The following is a 17791-nucleotide window of genomic DNA, read 5'->3' on the forward strand; positions in this document are numbered from 1 at the left end:
AGACTTTTGAAGCAACCTCAGTTATTATTGTATTCTATGAATAAGCATTTTTTGGCGCATTTGGAACAAATTGAATCTTCTATAAAAAACTTTCTTCCGCTTGAAGCAAACAGCGAATGGAAAAAACTTTCATTTGGAAACGAAAATATAGACTCCAAGCACATTTTTCCGCTTATAGAAACAACACGCTCTTTGGTGGATTTGGGCGGAAAAAGATGGCGGCCGTTGCTTTTGGTTTTATGCGCGCGTGCTTGTGCCAAGGACAAAGAAAAATCCCAAGAAGCAGCATATTTGCTTGCGCCTCTTGTTGAATTTGTGCATACAGCAAGCCTTATCCATGACGATATTGAAGACAGTTCTCCTGTCCGCCGCGGAAAACCAGCCGCATACATAACTTACGGAATCGACACTGCAATAAACGCAGGCTCATGGCTATATTTTGAAGCTCCACTCTGCATAAAGAAATTAAATTGCTCCATAGAGCTTAAAAATAGGCTTTACAGCAACTATCTTATGGAGCTTAGGCGGCTTCATTTGGGTCAGGCAATGGACATAGCTTGGCACAGAGACAATACAAAAGTTCCTTCAGTGCAGGAATATCTTGAAATGGTAAAGGGCAAAACCGGAACTTTGGCTTCTCTTGCCGCCAAAACAGGAGCACTTGCTTCCAATGCGGACGACGAAACTGTAAAAAAAGCCGGAATAATCGCTTCTGAAATTGGAGCCGGATTCCAAATTATTGACGATGTTATAAATCTCACAACAGGAAATCCCGGCAAAAAGCGCGGCGACGACATCGTTGAAGGCAAAAAATCGCTTCCAGTCCTTACATTTTTTGAGCAGAACAAGGAAAATCCGCAAAAAAACCAGGAGCTTAGCCAGTGCTTTATTCAGGCTGCAAAAGAAGGAATTGAAAGTCCAGCTGTGGAAAAAGCAATCGCACTTATGGGGCAAAATTCTTCTATTGAAATAGCAAAGAAAAAAGGAATCGAGCTTATTTTTAACGGCGGAAACTCTTTTATTGAGCTTTTCGGAAAAGACAACGAGGATGCGATTCTTATAAAAGAGCTTTTTGTTTCGATGATTCCAAAAGAACTTATGGGAGCAGAAAATAAAGATGCTTGAAAACAGCGAAAAACTAAATAACCAGGCAGTTCATCTTGCCTCAAAAGGCGAATACGAGGATGCGATTGCCTGTTTAAAGCGCGCAATAACTGTAGAAAATTCAAATTATCTTTTGTGGTTCAATCTGGGGCTTACTTACCATGACGCAGGAAAAATTTCCCTTGCAAAAGCCGCAATGGAGCACGCTTACAGAATAAATCCATACGATGAAGACACATTGGACAGCCTAGCTTCATTTTGTGTTTCCACAAAGACATTTGACGAAGCCATGCTTTACTGCGCAAAAGGCCTTGAACTAAATCCAGTAAATCCGCATTACTGGAACACAAGCGGAGTCATAAGATTTCAGCAGGGAAACTATTTGGAAGCCGCAGAATTTTTTGAGCACGCGGTTTCGCTTAGTCCGCATTATTACGATGCCTTGTTCAACCTGCGCGACACTTACCAAGAACTAAACAACAAAGCCGGCGTTCAGGAATGCAACAGGATGCTTGAGTCAATAAAAAAAACTGAATAAAATCCGCCAAGAAGGAAAACATGACAGAAAAAGCTCTTATAATGTCAATAAATGAAAACAAAATTCTTGCCGCAAGATTTGAAAAAGAAGAATGCGCAAGCTGCTCAGCCGGATGCGCCAAAAGAAACCACGCGTTTGAAGTTGCAAATCCGCAGAACATGAAAATTTCAAGCGGCTCTGTTGTAATCATCGGGGCGAACAAAAAAGTGCAGGCGGCGCAAGGAATTGTTTCGCTTTTTATTCCGTTTTTGTGCGCAATCGCAGGATATTTTTCAGCCTCGCCTATAATGAATTTTTTTGGCAAATCGATTTCAAATGACGGAAAAGCTGTGTTCGTGCTTTTGTTTCTTCTTTTGTCTTCCGCGCTAGTTTTTGCAGTTACACGGAAAATTCCAATTCCAGGCAAGCCTGAAATAATCGAAGTTCTGTAAACTCAAAATGTCCAAAACCGCCTTTTTACTTTTGCTCCTTGCATTTTCCTCCTGTTCCTTAAAATACGACGAAAATCCCAGCGGAACAGACTCTTCCCCGGAACTTGAATTTAAAGACGCCGATTACAAAAAATACGAAGACAACAAACTTTCAACGCAGATTCAGGCGCAGACTCTTGAGCAGTACAAGGACAGTTCAGCTTATGCAAAAGACGCAAGATTCAAAACTTGGAATTCAGGCGGCGATCTTTTGACTGAAGGATATTGCGCTTTGCTTGGAATCAACAGCGACACAAAAATCTACACGCTGTTCAACGAAATTTTCATCAACAACATCGAGCAGAATTTCAAAATAAACGCGGAAAGCCTAAAATGGAATTCAGAAACAAAGCAGATGGTTTCCACAAAAGACGGAAATGTAAAGCTCACCAGAAGCGACATTGAAATTCAGGGAAGCGGATTTTCTGCAAGCGGAACTTCAAAAAGCTTTGAGTTTGCAAATCCTGTAACAGGAACAATTACAACTAACGACGAATCAGGCGAAGAGGATTTCAGTGAAAAGTAAAAAATTTCTTTTGTTCTATATATTGCTGATTTTTTCTTTTACGGCAAACGCGGAGCAAATAACGTTCAGCGCGGATTCAATGACGGGAACAGCCGGAAGCAAAAACAGCACGACAATTCTAAAAGGCAACGCAAAAGTAAAAACAGAAAGCATGGAAATTTCCGCGGAAACAATAGAGCTTTCTGGAAAAAATTTCAGGCGGATAACGGCAAGCGGAAATGTCGTAGGCAAAAACACAGAAAGCAAAATGGATTTTACCTGCGAAAGAATGAAATACGACAGGCAGACAAAAATCGCAGTTTTGGAACAGAACGTTGAGCTTTCGGACACGGAAAACGGTGTAAATGCAAAGGCTGAACTCATTGAATACGACCAAAAAAAAGAAACTGCAATCATGCAGATTCAGGTGAATTTGACGCAAAAGAAAAATGTCTGCACTTCCGCCTACGCAATCTACAGCAAAAACGAGCAGACTTTGGAAATGAGCGGAAATCCGAAAATTGTGCAGAACGGAGACACTTTCCGCGCGCAGGTAATTCTTCTTGATATGGAAACTCAGGAAATAACGCTTACAGGAAGAGTAAAAGGCTCTGTTTCCACTGCGGAATCAAGCAAGCCGGAGCAAAAAATTTCCGCCGAACCAGAAATCAGCGAAAATGCGGAAGAAAACGAAGAAATCCCGGAGGAGCAGAATGGAATCTCAGAATAAAGAAAAAAGCACACTAAGAGTTTCTTCATTATACAAATCTTTCGGAAAAAAAAGCGTTGTAAAAGGTGTTGATTTTTCAATGCAGACCGGGGAAGTTCTGGGACTTTTGGGACCAAACGGAGCTGGAAAAACCACAACTTTTTATATGATTGTGGGATTTTACAAGCCAACGGCAGGCGATGTTTTTCTTGACGAAGAATGCATAACGCAGCTTCCGATGTACAAAAGAGCAAGGGCTGGAATTTCGTATCTTCCGCAGGAGCCTTCAGTTTTTAGAAAACTTACAGTCGAAGAAAATATCTGGGCAATTCTTGAAACGCGCAAGGATTTAACTCGAATCGAAAAAAAACGGGAACTTGACCAACTCATTGAAGAATTCAACATCGGGCGCATAAGAAAACAGCAGGCGTACACTTTGTCTGGCGGAGAACGGCGCAGAACTGAAATAGCGCGCTCGCTTGCAATAGAACCAAAGTTTCTGCTTTTGGACGAACCGTTTGCCGGAATAGACCCGATTGCGGTTGCAGATATAAAAGGAATAATAAGGCTTCTTGCAAAAAGAGGAATCGGCGTTCTTATAACAGACCACAATGTGCGCGACACTTTGGAAATAACCGACCGCGCCATAATAATTTCCACAGGAACAATTTTAGTTTCGGGCGGAAAGGAAGAAATTTTAAAGTCGCAGGAAGCCCGCGAAATCTACCTTGGAAAAGATTTTTCAATGTAAAAAAAAGAGCCTAGATAATCTCCGGCACCACTGCAAACTGAATACCGTTGCTGCGTTCCCGCTCTGGCGGGGTTTTCCAGCCGCAATGTGCAGAGCATCTAGGCTCAAAATCGGAAAGAGGGGGATTCGAACCCCCGGTAACATTTCTGCTACGCACCCCTTCCAAGGGTGTACCTTAAACCACTCGGACATCTTTCCTAAATGTCAACAAAAAAAGGATTCATTCTTGCTGAATCCTTATAAACTGAAATCTAAATATAATTGAGACTGACACGATTCGAACGTGCGACCCCCACCTCCGCAGGGTGGTGCTCTAATCCAGCTGAGCTACAATCTCATAAACAGACCTTTTCTCTGCTGCTAAATCAAGTGAAACCTGTTTAGTAGCGGAGGCGACAGGAGTCGAACCTGCCCGGCCCTTTAGGGAACCGACGGTTTAGCAAACCGTTGTATTAACCGCTCTACAACGCCTCCAATTCCCTAAAACTCTGTTTAGGACGGAGCGAGAGGGATTCGAACCCCCGGTACCTTTCGGCACGCCTGTTTTCAAGACAGGTACTTTCGACCACTCAGACATCGCTCCATGAATGTGAAAATATACTAGCAAAATTCACATCAGATTGTCAATAGGATTAATGCAGAAATTTAACTTTTAAAATGAAGTTTTCAGTTTATAGCCAAAGTTTCAAGAGCTGTCAAAAGGCTTACATTTTCTATGGGAACTTCGCCCGGAACTTTTAAAACACAAGGCGTGTAATTTACAATTCCTTTTATTCCGCAGTCAATAAGAAGATCCGTAAGCGGCTGGGCTTCGTCGGAATCCACGGTAAGAATCGCATAGGAAATTTCTTCTTCACGGATAATTTTTTTCATCAAAGTTGTAGGATGAAGCGGAAACGATGAACTTAGAACTTCAGTTTTATTCACGCTCGAATCAAATCCGGCTACGATTTTAAACGGCGAATCATAAAGCTCCGAAGTGTCCAGCAACGCCTGTCCCATTCTTCCAAGACCAACAATGCAGCACCGCAAGCTTTCTTTTTTTTCACCGAACATTTTTTCAAGATGTGATTTCAGCTCTTCAACTTTGTAGCCGTTTGTTGCGCCGCAGTTCAATTTTAAAGCTGAAATATCACGACGGACAACTGCGGAAGTCCAGCCGGTAAGCTCCTGAATTTTTTGCGAAGTTATATTTTTTTCTTTATATCCTGAAAGCAGCCGCTCCAAAAGAACAAGCCTGCGTTTCGTTGGCAAAGGAATGTCTTTCATTTTTAAAATATTTTATCAATTTAATACATTTTTTGTAAATATTCGAATATATATTTTTGGAGGAAATTATGAGGAAAATTAATTTCAACAAGCGATTTAAATTTTATGCTGTTTTGTGGATTTTATTTCTGCCGTTTTTTGCCTGCTGTGATTCCGGCAAATCTGAACTAAAAATTGCAAACTGGAATGTCCAGACTTTTTTTGACGCAAACAATGACGGAACAGAATATTCAGAATTTATCAAAAGCAAAACTTGGGGCGAAGAAATGTACAAGGAGCGGCTCAGGCGGCTTTGTTCCGTTATAAAAAAACTTGACGCTGATATTTTTATAATGGAAGAACTTGAAAATTCAAACGTCCTTTTTGACATAAGCAATTTTCTTGCAGGCGAATGGAATCCGCGGAAAATCTACAGATACGTTTGCTTTTCAAAAAGTGAAGGCGGCGCAATTGGCTGCGGAGTTCTTTCAAGAATTCCATTGCAAAAAAAGAATTTGCATTCGCTCGACATAAGAACTGAAAATGAAAAAATGCCTCGCACAAGACCTTTGTCAGAAATTGAAATAAAATTAAAAGAAAAAACTTTAACTCTTTTTGTAAATCACTGGAAAAGCAAAAGCGGCGGAGAAGAAAAAACTGAAAAATGGCGAAACCGTGAAGAATGCGTTCTTTCATTTTTTATGAGCCGGGCATTAAACGAAGGCAAGGCTGTTTTCGCAGTTGGAGATTTCAACAGGGACATAAATGATTTTTGCGTAAAGGAAAACGGAAATGTTCTGCTTAGAGCGTGGCACGGAAAACTTCTTTGCGATGAAGGGCTTTTGGTAAAATCGCCTTGGTTTGATGAAAATGGAAATTTAATAGAGCCGGGAAGCTATTACTTTAGAGAAGAATGGTCGCGCATTGATAATATTTTTTATTCCGGAAAAATTGAAGTCGAAGAATTTTTTCCTGCGGCGGAAGGATTTTGGTGCAACGAAAATTCAATTCCGTACAAATATTCACTTTGGAACGGAAGAGGATACAGCGACCATCTTCCGCTTGTATGCAAAGTGCGGCTTTTAAATTAAACTTCCGAAGTTTTTTTTACAAGTTTTTCATGCATAATAAAAAGAAGCGCAAGGGCAATCAAAAGATAAAATGGATACAATGCGATTGTAGTTTTTGATGCAATCATTCCAAACAACGGCGGCATTAAAGTTGTGCCGGTATAAGCGCTTGCCATTTGAACTCCGATTATTGCCTGCGACTTGTCTGCTCCAAAATGCGCTGGAGTAGAATGTATTATGCATGGATAAATTGGCGCGCATCCAAGTCCGATTGTTACAAGTCCTGCAACTGTGGAAATTTGTCCAAAAGGCAAAATTACCGCAACAATTCCTGCAAGCGCAAAAATCTGTCCAAGCCGAATCATCTGCGTGTCATTCATTTTCATTGTTAAAAATCCGCTGACGGCGCGGCCTGCTGTAATTCCAATGTAGAACATTCCTGCAAAGAAAGCGGCTTTTTCAGGAGAAACATTTTCATAAAGCGCAAGATAGCTTCCTGCCCAAAGTCCGGTTGTCTGTTCAAGCGTGCTGTAACAAAAAAATGCAATCATAACTTCCTTTGCGCCCGGAATTAAAAAAATCTGTCGCAAGGAAAGAGGCTTTTCATTTTTTTCAGATTCATGCAAATCAGATTGTGATTTATTTTTTTTCCAAAGCGGAAGAGAAGCAACAAGAATTGCAGTAAGCGCAGTTTGAAAAATCGCAATGTATCTGTAGCCGGAATTCCATCCATGCTGACCAGCCAATGCAAATCCCATTATAGAAGGACCAATCGCAGTTCCGACTCCCCACATACAATGAAGCCAGCTCATGTGGCGGCTTTTGTAATTAAGAGCAACATAATTATTAAGAGCGGCATCCACGCTTCCGGCTCCAAGTCCATAAGGAATAGCCCAAAGGCAAAGCATCCAAAATGAACTGCTTATGGAAAATCCAAAAAGCGCAAGAGCTGTTGTGGCAACACTTATCACCATGACTTTTCCAACGCCCACTTTTTTTGTAAACCAGTCGCTCATCAGACTTGAAAAAACAGTTCCCGCGGCAATAATCATTGCAATAATTCCGGCAAAAGAAATGTCCACGCCAAAATCTTTGTACATTGAAGGCCACGCGGAACCAAGCAATGGATCAGGAAGTCCAAGACTTATAAAAGCCACATAAATTACAGCAAGAAGAAGCGATGCCATACAAACCTCACTTAATTGCAATTTTTGAATTTTTAGAAAATTATAATGCACAAAAATATTTTTTTCTTTAACGATTTTCCGCATTGATATAACAATCTTCCATAAAAAATATTTGACAGCAGCTTTCCTTATAATTAAAATTATTCCGTTATGAATGTAATTGTAATTCAGCCGCCTTTAGTTCAGCTTAATTCGCCATACCCATCCGGAGCATATTTAAAATCCTTTTTTAACAGAAACGGACACAATGCCGTGTGGCTTGATTTAAGCGTGCGGCTCGTACATTCAATTTTTTCAAAAAACGGACTGAAAAAACTTTTTGAACTTTCAAAAGAAAACGCAATGAAAATTGCTTCCGCCGCAGAAAAAAACGGAGACTTTGCAACTGCAAAAAATTTAAGACGATATATTTTTCAAAGCGACTTATGGATTGAATGGATTGATTTTATAATGTCGGTTTTATGCGGAAAACAAAATCCAAGCGCACGTGAACTTTGCCACAGGTTTATTTTAAGCCCGTACACTCCGCGCGGAAACCGCATGGAAAACTACATAGCAAATCTTGACAGAGAGCCAACCGTAGACGACACAAGAAATATTGCAAGCCTTGCGCTCGAAGATTTGGCGGACTACATTTCAGTTGCGTTCGACAAAAGTTTTTCACTCGTGCGTTACGCGGAAAGCATTGCAGTTAGCGAAACTTCATTTAGTCAAATTGAAGAAAAACTAAACTCGCCGGTTTTGACAAATTTTTATGCAGAAGTTTTGGAAGATGAATTTTCAAAAACAAATATTTCTGAAAATGAAAAAACGCTTGTTTGTATTTCTGTGCCGTTCGCAGGAACTTTTACTCCAGCTTTGTTTACAGCAAAATATTTGCGGAAAAAATATGGCGAAAAAATTTTTATAACTTTTGGCGGCGGATTCATAAACACTGAGCTTAGAGAATTTTGCGACAATTCATTTTTTAAATATGCGAACGCAATAAGCTACGACAGAGGCTACGGTTCATACAAAAATTTCTTTGATGAATTTCCAGACGGAAAAATTTCAGAAGAAAAGCAGATTTACAAAATGCGCCTGTTTACAAAAGAAAAAGTCATAGAGCCATTGCAGTCATCTTTGGAATACGAAAAATTTGAAAACGAGCAGACATCGTTAATTGTTCCTGATTATTCAGAAACTGATTTTTCAATTTATCCGCGTGTTGCCGATGATGAAAATCCAATGCAGCGTTTGTGGTCAGACGGAGCTTGGATGAAAGCTTATCTTGCGCACGGATGCTACTGGCACAAATGCGCGTTCTGCGATGTAAACCTTGACTATGTCGCTTCCTACAGGCTTGTTCAAATTGAAAATCTTTTTCACGGATTAAAATCACAATCAGAAAAAAACGGAATACACGGAATTCATTTTGTTGACGAAGCAATGCCGCCAGCCGCAATGATAAAATTTTCCCAGTTAAATTCAAAGCATTCAGCTTCTTTTTCATTTTGGGGAAACGTAAGATTTGAAAAAATTTATTCCCGCGACATGGCAGAATTTTTATCGTTCGGCGGATTGATTGGAGTTTCCGGCGGAATTGAAATTGCAACAGGAACAGGCTTGGACAGCATAAGCAAAGGAACTGATTTGGATTCAATTGTAAGCGCGTGCTGTGCGTTCAAGGAAGCCGGAATTTTGATTCACGCCTACATGATTTACGGCTACTTTGGAGAAACCGAGCAAGACACAATAAATTCCATGGAAACTTTAAGGCAGCTTTATGCGGCAGGACTTCTTGATTCATGCTTCTGGCACAAGTTCGTTTTAACAAGGCACTCAAGAATTTATTCTGAATGGAAAAACGGACTTCACAAAAATTTAAATCCATTCGCTCCAAAAAATTCCGGAGTATTTGCAAAAAATGGACTTCACTTTAAGGACGAAGAAAAATCCGCAAAATTCGGAAACGGACTTTATGCCGCGCTTCAAAACTGGATGCACGGAGAAAATTTAAATACGCCTGTTGAAAAATGGTTTGAATTTAAAGTTCCGCATCCAAATGTTCCAAAAGACTTGATTTCAAAATCAATTGAAAAATATGAAGAACGCCGCGACAAAGAATGGAACTTGCCATTAAATTTGAAAAAACTTTTTTGGCTTGCAGGAAACGCAGTCTTCTGTGAAAACAAATTTTTGTGGAACTATATGCATGAAGATTTTAAAATTTCAGTAAATATTTCCGCACAGGAAAAAGAAGAATTTGTTCATGCGCTTTTTTGTCTTTCACCTAAAAATTTTGACAGCTCATTTATGGAAAATCTTGTTCAGGAAAATCCGGGAATAAAAAAAATCCTTCACTCGCTAAGGGGCAAAGGACTTGTAATGCTTTAGAAAAATGAATCAGCGGCACAAATTAATTTTCCAGTTTTTGCCTGTAGACTTCATAAAGAAGAACACCGGCCGCAACAGAAACATTCAGACTGTCAATTTTTCCGCAAGTTGGAATGGAAACAACTTCATCGCACTGTTCCTGCAAAAGCCGCGCAATTCCGCTGCCCTCGCTTCCCATTATGATGCAAGTTTTTTTCGGAAACTTTATTTTTGAAAGAGTCGTGCCGCCTGCGTCTGCTCCGTAAATCCAAAATCCAGCTGACTTTAAAATCTGAACCGCACGAACAAGATTTGGAACTTTTGCAACATCAACCCAAGAAGAAGCTCCCGCGCTCGCACGTGCAATTATTTCATTGCTGTTTATGTCTGCGCTTCTATGATCTGGAACGACCATAAGATTTGCGCCGAACTGATCGCATGAACGCAAAATCGCGCCGACATTGTGAGGGTCGGTAACGCTGTCAAGAACAATAACAACGGCATTTTCCGGGCAGCAAGTAATCCACTGTTCAAGCTGAATTTGATTTTTTGAATTTTCTTTTTCTCCTTCAACTGAAAGAATAATTCCGCGGTGATCACGGGCAGTTTCTGGAAGCGATGAAACCATTGAGTCAAGCTCTTTTTCATTCACAAGCGAAACTTCAAAATTTGAATCCTTTGCAAGCGAAATTATTTTTTTAATTCTTGGTCCTGGCTTTGAATAAAAAATTTTCAAGCTGATTTCTTTAGGCTTAGAAACTGAATACAATCTGACTTTTTCTTCAACAGCATGAAAGCCTGTATAAATATTTTTTGACATATAGATTTTATTTTTCAAAAGGAATTACTGGCTAATGCCGATTTTTAAATATGGGTTGTTCCAAAAGTATTTTTGTGTCATTTTCAGGCTTGATCCGAAAATCTAAATATATAATTATTTATAGATTGTTAACCGAGTTTCTTTCAGAAACATCGCAGTATCAAGCACGACAATGACGTTTTAAACTTTTTGAACAGTCCCATATTATTTTTTTATCTGCAATTAATTATTGTACAAAACTACTGTATCAATTCTTGCCGCAGTTTGGTGCTTGCTCCCCTTGGTCGCAAACTTGTACAAAATTGCTGCGTCAATTCTTGCCGCAGCAATTTTTATATTTTTTTCCGCTTCCACAAGGGCATGGTTCATTGCGGCCGATTTTTCTGCCTTCTCTTACAACTGTTGTTGGGCGCATCATGCCTTCGCTATAAAGCCATTCGCCGTTTACTTTTTTGAAGCCGCCGATTTCGTGGTGAATGTCGTGCATTCCTTTTGAAGTGTATTCAGCTTCAAATTCAACAATGCCCTCATCGTCGTTTTCTGTTCCTTTTTCTGTGCGAAGAATTTTCAAGCCATGCCAAGTGCTGTTGTTGCTCCAATCTTCAGTTGCCTTGCGGTCAATTTCTGCAATTTTTTCGCCTTTCTCGCAGCTGTTGATAATAAAATCAATTTCATGCTTTACATAAGCTGTATAGCGCGCCCTCATAAGAGCTTCAGCAGTTTTTGCTTTTTCTGTGCCTTTTATAATTTTTTCGCAGCATTCAGCATAATCTTTTCCTGAACCGCATGGACACAAATCTTTTTTATCGCTCATAGTTTCTCCAAAAAAATTCTGTTTGTAAATATTTTTTTATTCTACCAATTTATCCAACTTGTTGCAAACTCTATTTCAGTTGTCGCGGTAGTCGGTTACGCGCTTTGTTTTCTTTTCGCTGCGTGGAAGAGTGCCAACCGGAACAATTGTAATTTTTGGAGTTACTCCGATTTTAGACTTGAACATCTCGCCGATTTTTTTTGCGGTTTCTTCAAAGTTCACTCTGCCCTCGGCTTCCGCAGTAAGAATCATAATGTCCTTGTTGATTTCGTCATCGTGCGCAATTGCAATTGAATACTCGCTTGAAACTCCGTCAACATTTTGCAGCAATTCTTCAACTTGGCTCGGGAACATATTTACGCCGTGAACTTTAAACATATCGTCGCTTCTTCCCTTTATCATGTCGATTCTTGGATAACATCTTCCGCAGCTGCATTTTTCAGGAATGATTCTTGAAATGTCGTGCGTTCTGAATCTTAAAAGCGGTGCGCCTTCTTTTACGAGAGTTGTAATTACGATTTCGCCTTCTTCGCCGTCCGGCAAAATTTTTCCAGTTTTTGGATCAATTATTTCTATATAAATGTAGTCGTCCCAATAATGAATACCACTTTCTTTTTCGCAGTTGATTCCGATTCCCGGTCCGTAAATTTCTGTAAGTCCGTAAATATCGTAAAGCTCAATTCCAAGCTCGTCTTTGATATACTTGCGCATTTTTTTTGACCAGCGTTCAGAACCGAACACCCCTTTCTTCAAACAAATTTTGTCTTTGAGTCCGCGCTTGTTAATTTCCTCCGCAAGCAAAAGAGCGTAAGAAGAAGTCGCCGTGATTACAGTCGATTTTAAATCCTGCATCATCTGAAGCTGTTTTTCTGTGTTGCCCGGTCCCATCGGAATTGCCATTGCGCCAAGTTTTTCGCATCCAGCCTGAAATCCGATTCCCGCTGTCCAAAGTCCGTAGCCCGGCGTAATCTGGATTCTGTCTTTTTTTGTGATTCCGGCAGTTTCGTAGCAGCGCGCAAACATAATCGCCCAGTCGTCAACATCTTTTGCAGTGTACGGAATTATAACTGGCTTTCCTGTTGTTCCTGACGATGAATGAATTCTAACAATTTCTTCATCCGGCACAGCCTGAATTCCAAGCGGATATGCGTTGCGCAAATCATCCTTGCTAGAAAACGGAAGGGATTCAAATTCTTGCTGACTTGAAACGCCGGTAATTTTTTTCTCTTTCAAAATTTTTCCGTAGTAACTGTCGCCTGCAATAAGACGCTTAATCTGCTTGTCAACTTGAGCAAGCTGCTTTTCATTCAATTTCATATTTTTCCTCCAAAGCCTTTTTCCAGTGCCTTTATGTTAATGTCAACCAACGCAGGTTTTACCGTTGTTCTTAAAGCTTCTTTTATTTTTTCTATGCTGATTCCGTTTATTCCGCGTGAAGCCGCCGCGCCCAAAAGAATTGTGTTTACAACTTTTGAAGTGCCAAGCTCACAACAAATTTTTTCTGAATCAACAACGCAAACAGAGTTACAATTTTTATTCAGAAATTCCAAAAGCGAATTTTCATCAGTTGAATTTTCTTTTCCGGCGCAAGCTGAAGACAACGTAACTTTTTTATTCACAACAATTGTTCCGCCGCGTTTTAAATACTGAATATTTCTTACAGCTTCTGTCATTTCAAAAGAAATAATCATGTCCGCCTGACCGAGCGGAATGAGGGGCGACCAGCAGTTTTCTCCGATTCTAACGTGGCTTACGACTGAACCGCCGCGCTGAGCCATTCCGATTGTTTCCGCAGAATGAACCGTAAGTCCGCAAAGAAGAGCCGCCTGATCTAAAAGTTTAGCGGCAAGAACAGTTCCCTGTCCACCGATTCCGCATATCAAAATATTCACACTCATTTTTTCCGCCTTTAATTTTTTGAAGCAATCGCGTTCACCGGGCAAATCTGCGAACACAATGAACAGCCAGTGCAGAGAGAAGAATCAATCCGGGCTTTTTTGCCGTTCATGCCGAGCGCAGGACAGCCGATTTCGTTTATGCATTTTTTGCAGCCGACGCATTTTTCATTTTCAACGCAGAGTGCGGGCTTTCTGAATTCCTTGAATTCTTCCTTACGCAAAAGTGCAATGCACGGAGACTTGAAAATAACCGCGCTGACTCCTTCGTGCGAATCGCATTCCTTTATCGCCACAATGCTTTCCTTTAAGTCAAACGGATTCACCGTAACGACTGGCTCAACTCCGACCGCCTTGAGAATTTTTTCGATGCTGATTTTTTCCGTGATTTCGCCCATCATCGTAACGCCTGTTCCAGGATGAGGCTGATGTCCCGTCATCGCAGTTGTGGAATTGTCCAGAATGCAGATTGTCTGACGCGCCTGATTGTAGACCGCATTGACAACGCCAGTGATTCCCGAAGCGAAGAAAGTCGAGTCGCCGATAAATGAAAAGCAGTGCCTGTCATTTTCCGCATGAAAAAATCCCTGCGCCATAGTTATGTCCGCGCCCATGCAAAGGCAAGTGTCGCACATATCAAGCGGCTTGGCGTTTCCCAAAGTGTAGCACCCGATGTCGCCGCAGTAGACTGTCTTCTCGCCTTTCATCGCCTGCTTTACCGCATAGAAACTCGCACGGTGAGGACAGCCGGCGCACAAAACCGGAGGGCGCACAGGAAGAGGAGGAAGCTCAATTTTATTTTCTGAAAGTTCAAGCCCAAGAAATTTTGCAATCGCCTGCTTTGCAATTTCCACGGAATATTCTCCGGCTTCTGGAATTTCTTTTGTGAGCTTTCCGTGGATTTTATTTTCAAGATGATTTTTTCCGCACAGCTTTAAAAGCTCATTTTCAATAACCGGGTCAAGCTCTTCAATTACAAGAACTTCTTCTGCGTCCGCTAAAAAATTTTTTGCAAGCTCAGAAGGAAACGGATAAGGCGTTCCGATTTTTAAAACCGGAATATTTTTTTCACCAAGAATTTCCAAAGCTTCCTTCGCATAACAATAGCTCACGCCGCTTGCAACGATTCCCTTTTTGCTTTTGGACGTTTTGTTTTCTATAAAGTTAAATTTGCTTTTTGAAAATTCAGACGGAAGAATAAATTCGTTGCGCTCAAAAATCCGCTTGTGGTTCAAAAAAGATGTGCGCGGAAAAATTACCCAGCGGCTTGTGTCCTTTTCAAATCCTTCAATTTTTTTTGCCTTTGGAAGCTCCGGGATTTCCATGCTTGCGTATCCGTGGTCAACTCTCGTTGTGGGACGAAGCAATACCGGCGTATTGTATCTTTCAGAAAATTCAAATGCCTGCTGAATCATCTCAAAGGCTTCTTCCGGCGAGCTTGGATCAAAAACCGGAATCTTTGAAAACGCACCGTACATTCTTGTGTCCTGCTCCGTCTGCGAGCTGATTGGCCCGGGATCGTCTGCGCTTACAATCACCATTCCGCCTTTTACGCCAACGTAGGAAAGACACATTGCAGGGTCGCCGGCAACATTCAGTCCAACCTGCTTCATTGTGACTAAAGTGCGCGCGCCGCAATACGAAGCTCCAGCCGCAACTTCAAGAGCAGCTTTTTCGTTGACCGACCATTCTATGTAAGCGCCGGTTTGCTTTATGTATTTTGCCGCAAATTCTATTATCTCTGATGAAGGCGTTCCCGGATAGCCGGAAATTACATTTACCCCGGCACAAATCGCGCCCAAGGCAATCGCCTCGTTTCCCATTATCATTTTCTTTGACATTGCGAAAAACCTCAAAAAGATTAAAAAGTGTATGTATCTTTTTATAGTAACACGAATATACGGCTTTTACAATAGAAAATTCTAAAGATAAAAAAGGCTGCCAATTGCTTGAAACATATTTCAAGAACTGACAGCCTAAAAATTATTCAGTGAAGAAAGAGCTATTTTTTAAGCCAAGCTGAAAGCTCTCCATCACCATCAGCAGTAGTCATTGTGTTTCCACTGATTGTAGCTTTCCAAATAAATTCTGAAGCATATTCTGATGGAACATCAACAAGTTCTAATGATTCTGAATCCTCAAGCATGCCTTTTACAACTTTCTTTATTGTTATTACAACGTTGCCATCTTTTGTGGTATCACCAGTATAAGTTCCAGTCGCAAAAGTAATATTTACACCTTCAGAAGATTCAACCACCTTAAATGTGCTGTCATCATAGAAATAAACAGTTTCTGTAACAACAGAACCATCATCCTCTTCCGTACAATACCAAGTTGTTATAACGCTTGGATCGTCATCATCATCGTCATCTTTGCAGCCTACAAATGCAAGCGCAAGAACCATAGCTGCCAATACAGCTGAAATTTTAGCAAACTTTCTCATAAGTTCACTCCTTAAAAAATAGATTACGCTGAAAAAATTCAGCAGTCTCTATTGTACCCCCCCCGGGATTTGTCAAGTACTTTTATAAATTTTTGTTAATTTTTTTCTGCTTATTCATTGGCATTAAACAAAACTTTTTTCCTAAACATCCGCTTTATTTTTTCCGAAAATCAGAACAAGGGAATCTTTTTATTCAGAGGGTGCAATATGAAGTCTATTGGAATAAAACTCGCAGACGGAACTTTCTATCCGCTTTTGGAAGAAGGAAATCCAGAAAAGAAAACTATTGACCTAACAACGGTCATGGACAACCAGACAAAAGTTCAGGTTGACGTATATAGAACAGAAACCGGAACGCTCGAAGGCGCAGAATATGTGGATACACTTGAAATTACAAATTTGAATCCGCATCAAAACGGAGAGCCGACTTTGTGCCTTGCAATCGACGTGGACAAAAACAACGAGCTTTCCGCAGAAATCCGTGACCTTGAAACTGGAAAGAAAAGCGAAATCCAAGTTACCCTCGCATCCCGCACTCATTCAGAGGCAAACCAGATAGAAAAAATTCCCCAGGAAGAAGATGCGCCAGTTACAATTTCTGACAGCGATCTTGCAAATGCCGGACTTGCAGATTTTGTTGCAGAGCAGGCAAAAAAAACAAATGACGACGACTTTCACTTTGATGACCTGAATAATTCTAAGCCGCAAACTTCACCAGAATCTTCTGCGGACGAAGAAATTTTTGGCAAGGACAGTTTGGATCTTCCAGAGTTTCCTTCAGATGCAAATGAAGAAATTTCTGCGGATTCATTTCTTGATGAAGATGACGACAAAACTTTTGTGCCGGACAGCACAAAGCTTCATCCTGAAATTGAAGAAATGGAAAATTTTGAAACAGAAGTTTTTGAAGAGCCGGACACAGACATTCAGGAAGAATTTACGGACGAGCCAATTGAAGCAGAAGAACAAGAAATTCCAGAGCAGGAAATTTCAGAAGCTCCTTCAGAAGACAACGTGATTGACGTAGACCACACAGAAATTGAACTTCCAGATAACCAGACAGAAATAAACGACCTTCCGGATTTTGACAGCACGGAATCAGTTGAAGATGAAGAACCGACAGAATCAGCGGAAAATGAAACTCAAGTTTCAGAAGAAAACAACGAGCTGCCTGATTTTGATGACACAGAATTTTCACTTCCAGATTTTGAAGATGAAAAAACAGACGAGCCGCTTTCTGATGGCGACTTTTCTCTTCCGCCGGAATTTGACGATGAACCAGAATTTCCACAAGAAAATGAAGAGCAGCCAAAAGATCCGACATTTCAGCCAAACACAAATATGTTCAGCAATCTTTATGACAAAGAAACAATGCAAGGCTCGTCATCTTCATACAGCGAGGAAGACGAAATAAAAAGAAAAACAAAAGCGCCTGTAATAATCTGCGTGGTCTGCGCAATAATTTGCGTGATTGCGGCACTGCTTGTGCTTTTTGTAATTCCATCCAAGCTGAATATTTTTGGAAAACACACTGAAAAAATTTCAGAGCAGGAGCAAGTAACGAATCTTCCTTCTGAAGAAATTAATCAGCAAACAGAAATTTCAGAACTTCCGCCTGAACCAGAGCCAATTCCTGCGAAAGAAGATGAAATTGTAATTGCAGAAACTCCAGAAGCTGTTGTGCCAGAACCGCCAGAACCGGCTCCAGAACCAATTGAAGACATTCGCTACAAAATTGTCTGGGGAGACACTTTGTGGGACATTTCAAATGCCTACTATAAAACTCCGTGGAAATACAAGCGGATTGCAAATTACAACGGCATAAAAAATCCTGACCACATTATTTCCGGGCACTGGATTCTTATTCCGGCGGAGTAATTTT

Annotated in this window: 17 protein-coding genes, 4 tRNA genes and 1 other RNA gene; 9 read left to right on the forward strand and 13 right to left on the reverse strand. The window is 40.7% G+C overall.

Annotated elements, in window-relative coordinates; translation table 11 throughout:
* The first annotated feature begins 36 nt into the window (after positions 1-36).
* The 6 genes from Q0H92_RS00100 to lptB are packed head-to-tail and all read left to right on the forward strand — an operon-like array spanning position 37 to position 4077.
* Positions 37-1125 (forward strand): polyprenyl synthetase family protein, encoded by a 1089-nt coding sequence (locus Q0H92_RS00100; RefSeq protein WP_296010289.1) that lies wholly within the window; start codon positions 37-39, stop codon positions 1123-1125.
* Positions 1118-1642: a tetratricopeptide repeat protein gene (locus Q0H92_RS00105; RefSeq protein WP_296010292.1), complete on the forward strand. Its 525-nt coding sequence runs from the start codon at positions 1118-1120 to the stop codon at positions 1640-1642. Before Q0H92_RS00100 ends, Q0H92_RS00105 begins: the two co-directional genes overlap by 8 nt.
* Positions 1643-1662: 20 nt before the next feature.
* A complete protein-coding gene (locus tag Q0H92_RS00110) occupies positions 1663-2073 on the forward strand; it encodes a SoxR reducing system RseC family protein (RefSeq protein ID WP_295798540.1) in 411 nt (136 codons plus the stop codon).
* A 7-nt stretch (positions 2074-2080) separates the two neighbouring features.
* Complete coding sequence (gene lptC / locus Q0H92_RS00115; protein WP_296010295.1) at positions 2081-2638, forward strand: LPS export ABC transporter periplasmic protein LptC; 558 nt, start codon at positions 2081-2083, stop codon at positions 2636-2638.
* Positions 2628-3347, forward strand: coding sequence for an LptA/OstA family protein (locus tag Q0H92_RS00120; RefSeq protein WP_296010298.1), 720 nt, complete (start codon positions 2628-2630; stop codon positions 3345-3347). Before lptC ends, Q0H92_RS00120 begins: the two co-directional genes overlap by 11 nt.
* Entirely contained in the window at positions 3331-4077 is a 747-nt protein-coding gene (gene lptB / locus Q0H92_RS00125; RefSeq protein ID WP_295798590.1) for an LPS export ABC transporter ATP-binding protein, read from the forward strand. The genes Q0H92_RS00120 and lptB overlap by 17 nt, the downstream gene beginning before the upstream one ends.
* A gap of 5 nt (positions 4078-4082) precedes the next feature.
* Here the strand turns inward: lptB and ffs are convergent.
* The 6 genes from ffs to Q0H92_RS00155 all read right to left on the reverse strand — a co-directional run bounded on the left by ffs (position 4083) and on the right by Q0H92_RS00155 (position 5346).
* Positions 4083-4181, reverse strand: an RNA gene (ffs, locus tag Q0H92_RS00130) — signal recognition particle sRNA small type.
* Between the two features lie 7 nt (positions 4182-4188).
* Positions 4189-4275 (reverse strand) — tRNA-Ser (locus tag Q0H92_RS00135).
* A 64-nt stretch (positions 4276-4339) separates the two neighbouring features.
* A tRNA-Arg gene (locus tag Q0H92_RS00140) sits at positions 4340-4414 on the reverse strand.
* 50 nt (positions 4415-4464) lie between these two features.
* Positions 4465-4551, reverse strand: a tRNA-Ser gene (locus Q0H92_RS00145).
* Positions 4552-4575: 24 nt separating this feature from the next.
* Positions 4576-4660 (reverse strand) — tRNA-Ser (locus Q0H92_RS00150).
* 83 nt (positions 4661-4743) lie between these two features.
* Complete coding sequence (locus tag Q0H92_RS00155; RefSeq protein ID WP_295798593.1) at positions 4744-5346, reverse strand: redox-sensing transcriptional repressor Rex; 603 nt, start codon at positions 5344-5346, stop codon at positions 4744-4746.
* Between the two features lie 68 nt (positions 5347-5414).
* Between Q0H92_RS00155 and Q0H92_RS00160 the strand changes: the two genes are divergently transcribed.
* Positions 5415-6416 (forward strand): endonuclease/exonuclease/phosphatase family protein, encoded by a 1002-nt coding sequence (locus Q0H92_RS00160; protein ID WP_296010300.1) that lies wholly within the window; start codon positions 5415-5417, stop codon positions 6414-6416.
* Here the strand turns inward: Q0H92_RS00160 and Q0H92_RS00165 are convergent.
* Positions 6413-7582 carry an MFS transporter gene (locus tag Q0H92_RS00165; RefSeq protein WP_296010303.1) on the reverse strand — a complete coding sequence of 390 codons (1170 nt, stop codon included), beginning with the start codon at positions 7580-7582 and terminating at the stop codon, positions 6413-6415. The genes Q0H92_RS00160 and Q0H92_RS00165 overlap by 4 nt on opposite strands.
* A gap of 150 nt (positions 7583-7732) precedes the next feature.
* Between Q0H92_RS00165 and Q0H92_RS00170 the strand changes: the two genes are divergently transcribed.
* Positions 7733-9958: a radical SAM protein gene (locus Q0H92_RS00170; protein WP_296010306.1), complete on the forward strand. Its 2226-nt coding sequence runs from the start codon at positions 7733-7735 to the stop codon at positions 9956-9958.
* Positions 9959-9980: 22 nt separating this feature from the next.
* Here Q0H92_RS00170 and rlmB read toward each other — a convergent pair whose 3' ends face one another.
* The 6 genes from rlmB to Q0H92_RS00200 form a co-directional block, all read right to left on the reverse strand.
* Entirely contained in the window at positions 9981-10757 is a 777-nt protein-coding gene (rlmB, locus tag Q0H92_RS00175) for a 23S rRNA (guanosine(2251)-2'-O)-methyltransferase RlmB (RefSeq protein ID WP_296010309.1), read from the reverse strand.
* Between the two features lie 310 nt (positions 10758-11067).
* Entirely contained in the window at positions 11068-11571 is a 504-nt protein-coding gene (locus tag Q0H92_RS00180) for a YchJ family protein (protein ID WP_296010314.1), read from the reverse strand.
* Between the two features lie 75 nt (positions 11572-11646).
* Positions 11647-12888, reverse strand: coding sequence for a phenylacetate--CoA ligase (locus tag Q0H92_RS00185; RefSeq protein ID WP_296010317.1), 1242 nt, complete (start codon positions 12886-12888; stop codon positions 11647-11649).
* Complete coding sequence (locus Q0H92_RS00190; protein WP_296010320.1) at positions 12885-13469, reverse strand: indolepyruvate oxidoreductase subunit beta; 585 nt, start codon at positions 13467-13469, stop codon at positions 12885-12887. The genes Q0H92_RS00185 and Q0H92_RS00190 overlap by 4 nt, the downstream gene beginning before the upstream one ends.
* A gap of 11 nt (positions 13470-13480) precedes the next feature.
* The gene (gene iorA / locus Q0H92_RS00195; RefSeq protein ID WP_296010323.1) at positions 13481-15307 is read right to left on the reverse strand and encodes an indolepyruvate ferredoxin oxidoreductase subunit alpha; all 1827 of its coding nucleotides are present in this window, start codon (positions 15305-15307) and stop codon (positions 13481-13483) included.
* A 161-nt stretch (positions 15308-15468) separates the two neighbouring features.
* Positions 15469-15909: a hypothetical protein gene (locus Q0H92_RS00200; RefSeq protein ID WP_296010326.1), complete on the reverse strand. Its 441-nt coding sequence runs from the start codon at positions 15907-15909 to the stop codon at positions 15469-15471.
* A gap of 207 nt (positions 15910-16116) precedes the next feature.
* On the opposite strand from Q0H92_RS00200, the gene Q0H92_RS00205 reads away from it, so the two are divergent.
* Positions 16117-17787 (forward strand): Hsp70 family protein, encoded by a 1671-nt coding sequence (locus tag Q0H92_RS00205; RefSeq protein WP_296010329.1) that lies wholly within the window; start codon positions 16117-16119, stop codon positions 17785-17787.
* The last annotated feature ends 4 nt before the right edge of the window (positions 17788-17791 follow it).

Origin of the sequence: uncultured Treponema sp. (genome assembly GCF_934725225.1) — a bacterium.
Lineage (GTDB): Bacteria > Spirochaetota > Spirochaetia > Treponematales > Treponemataceae > Treponema_D.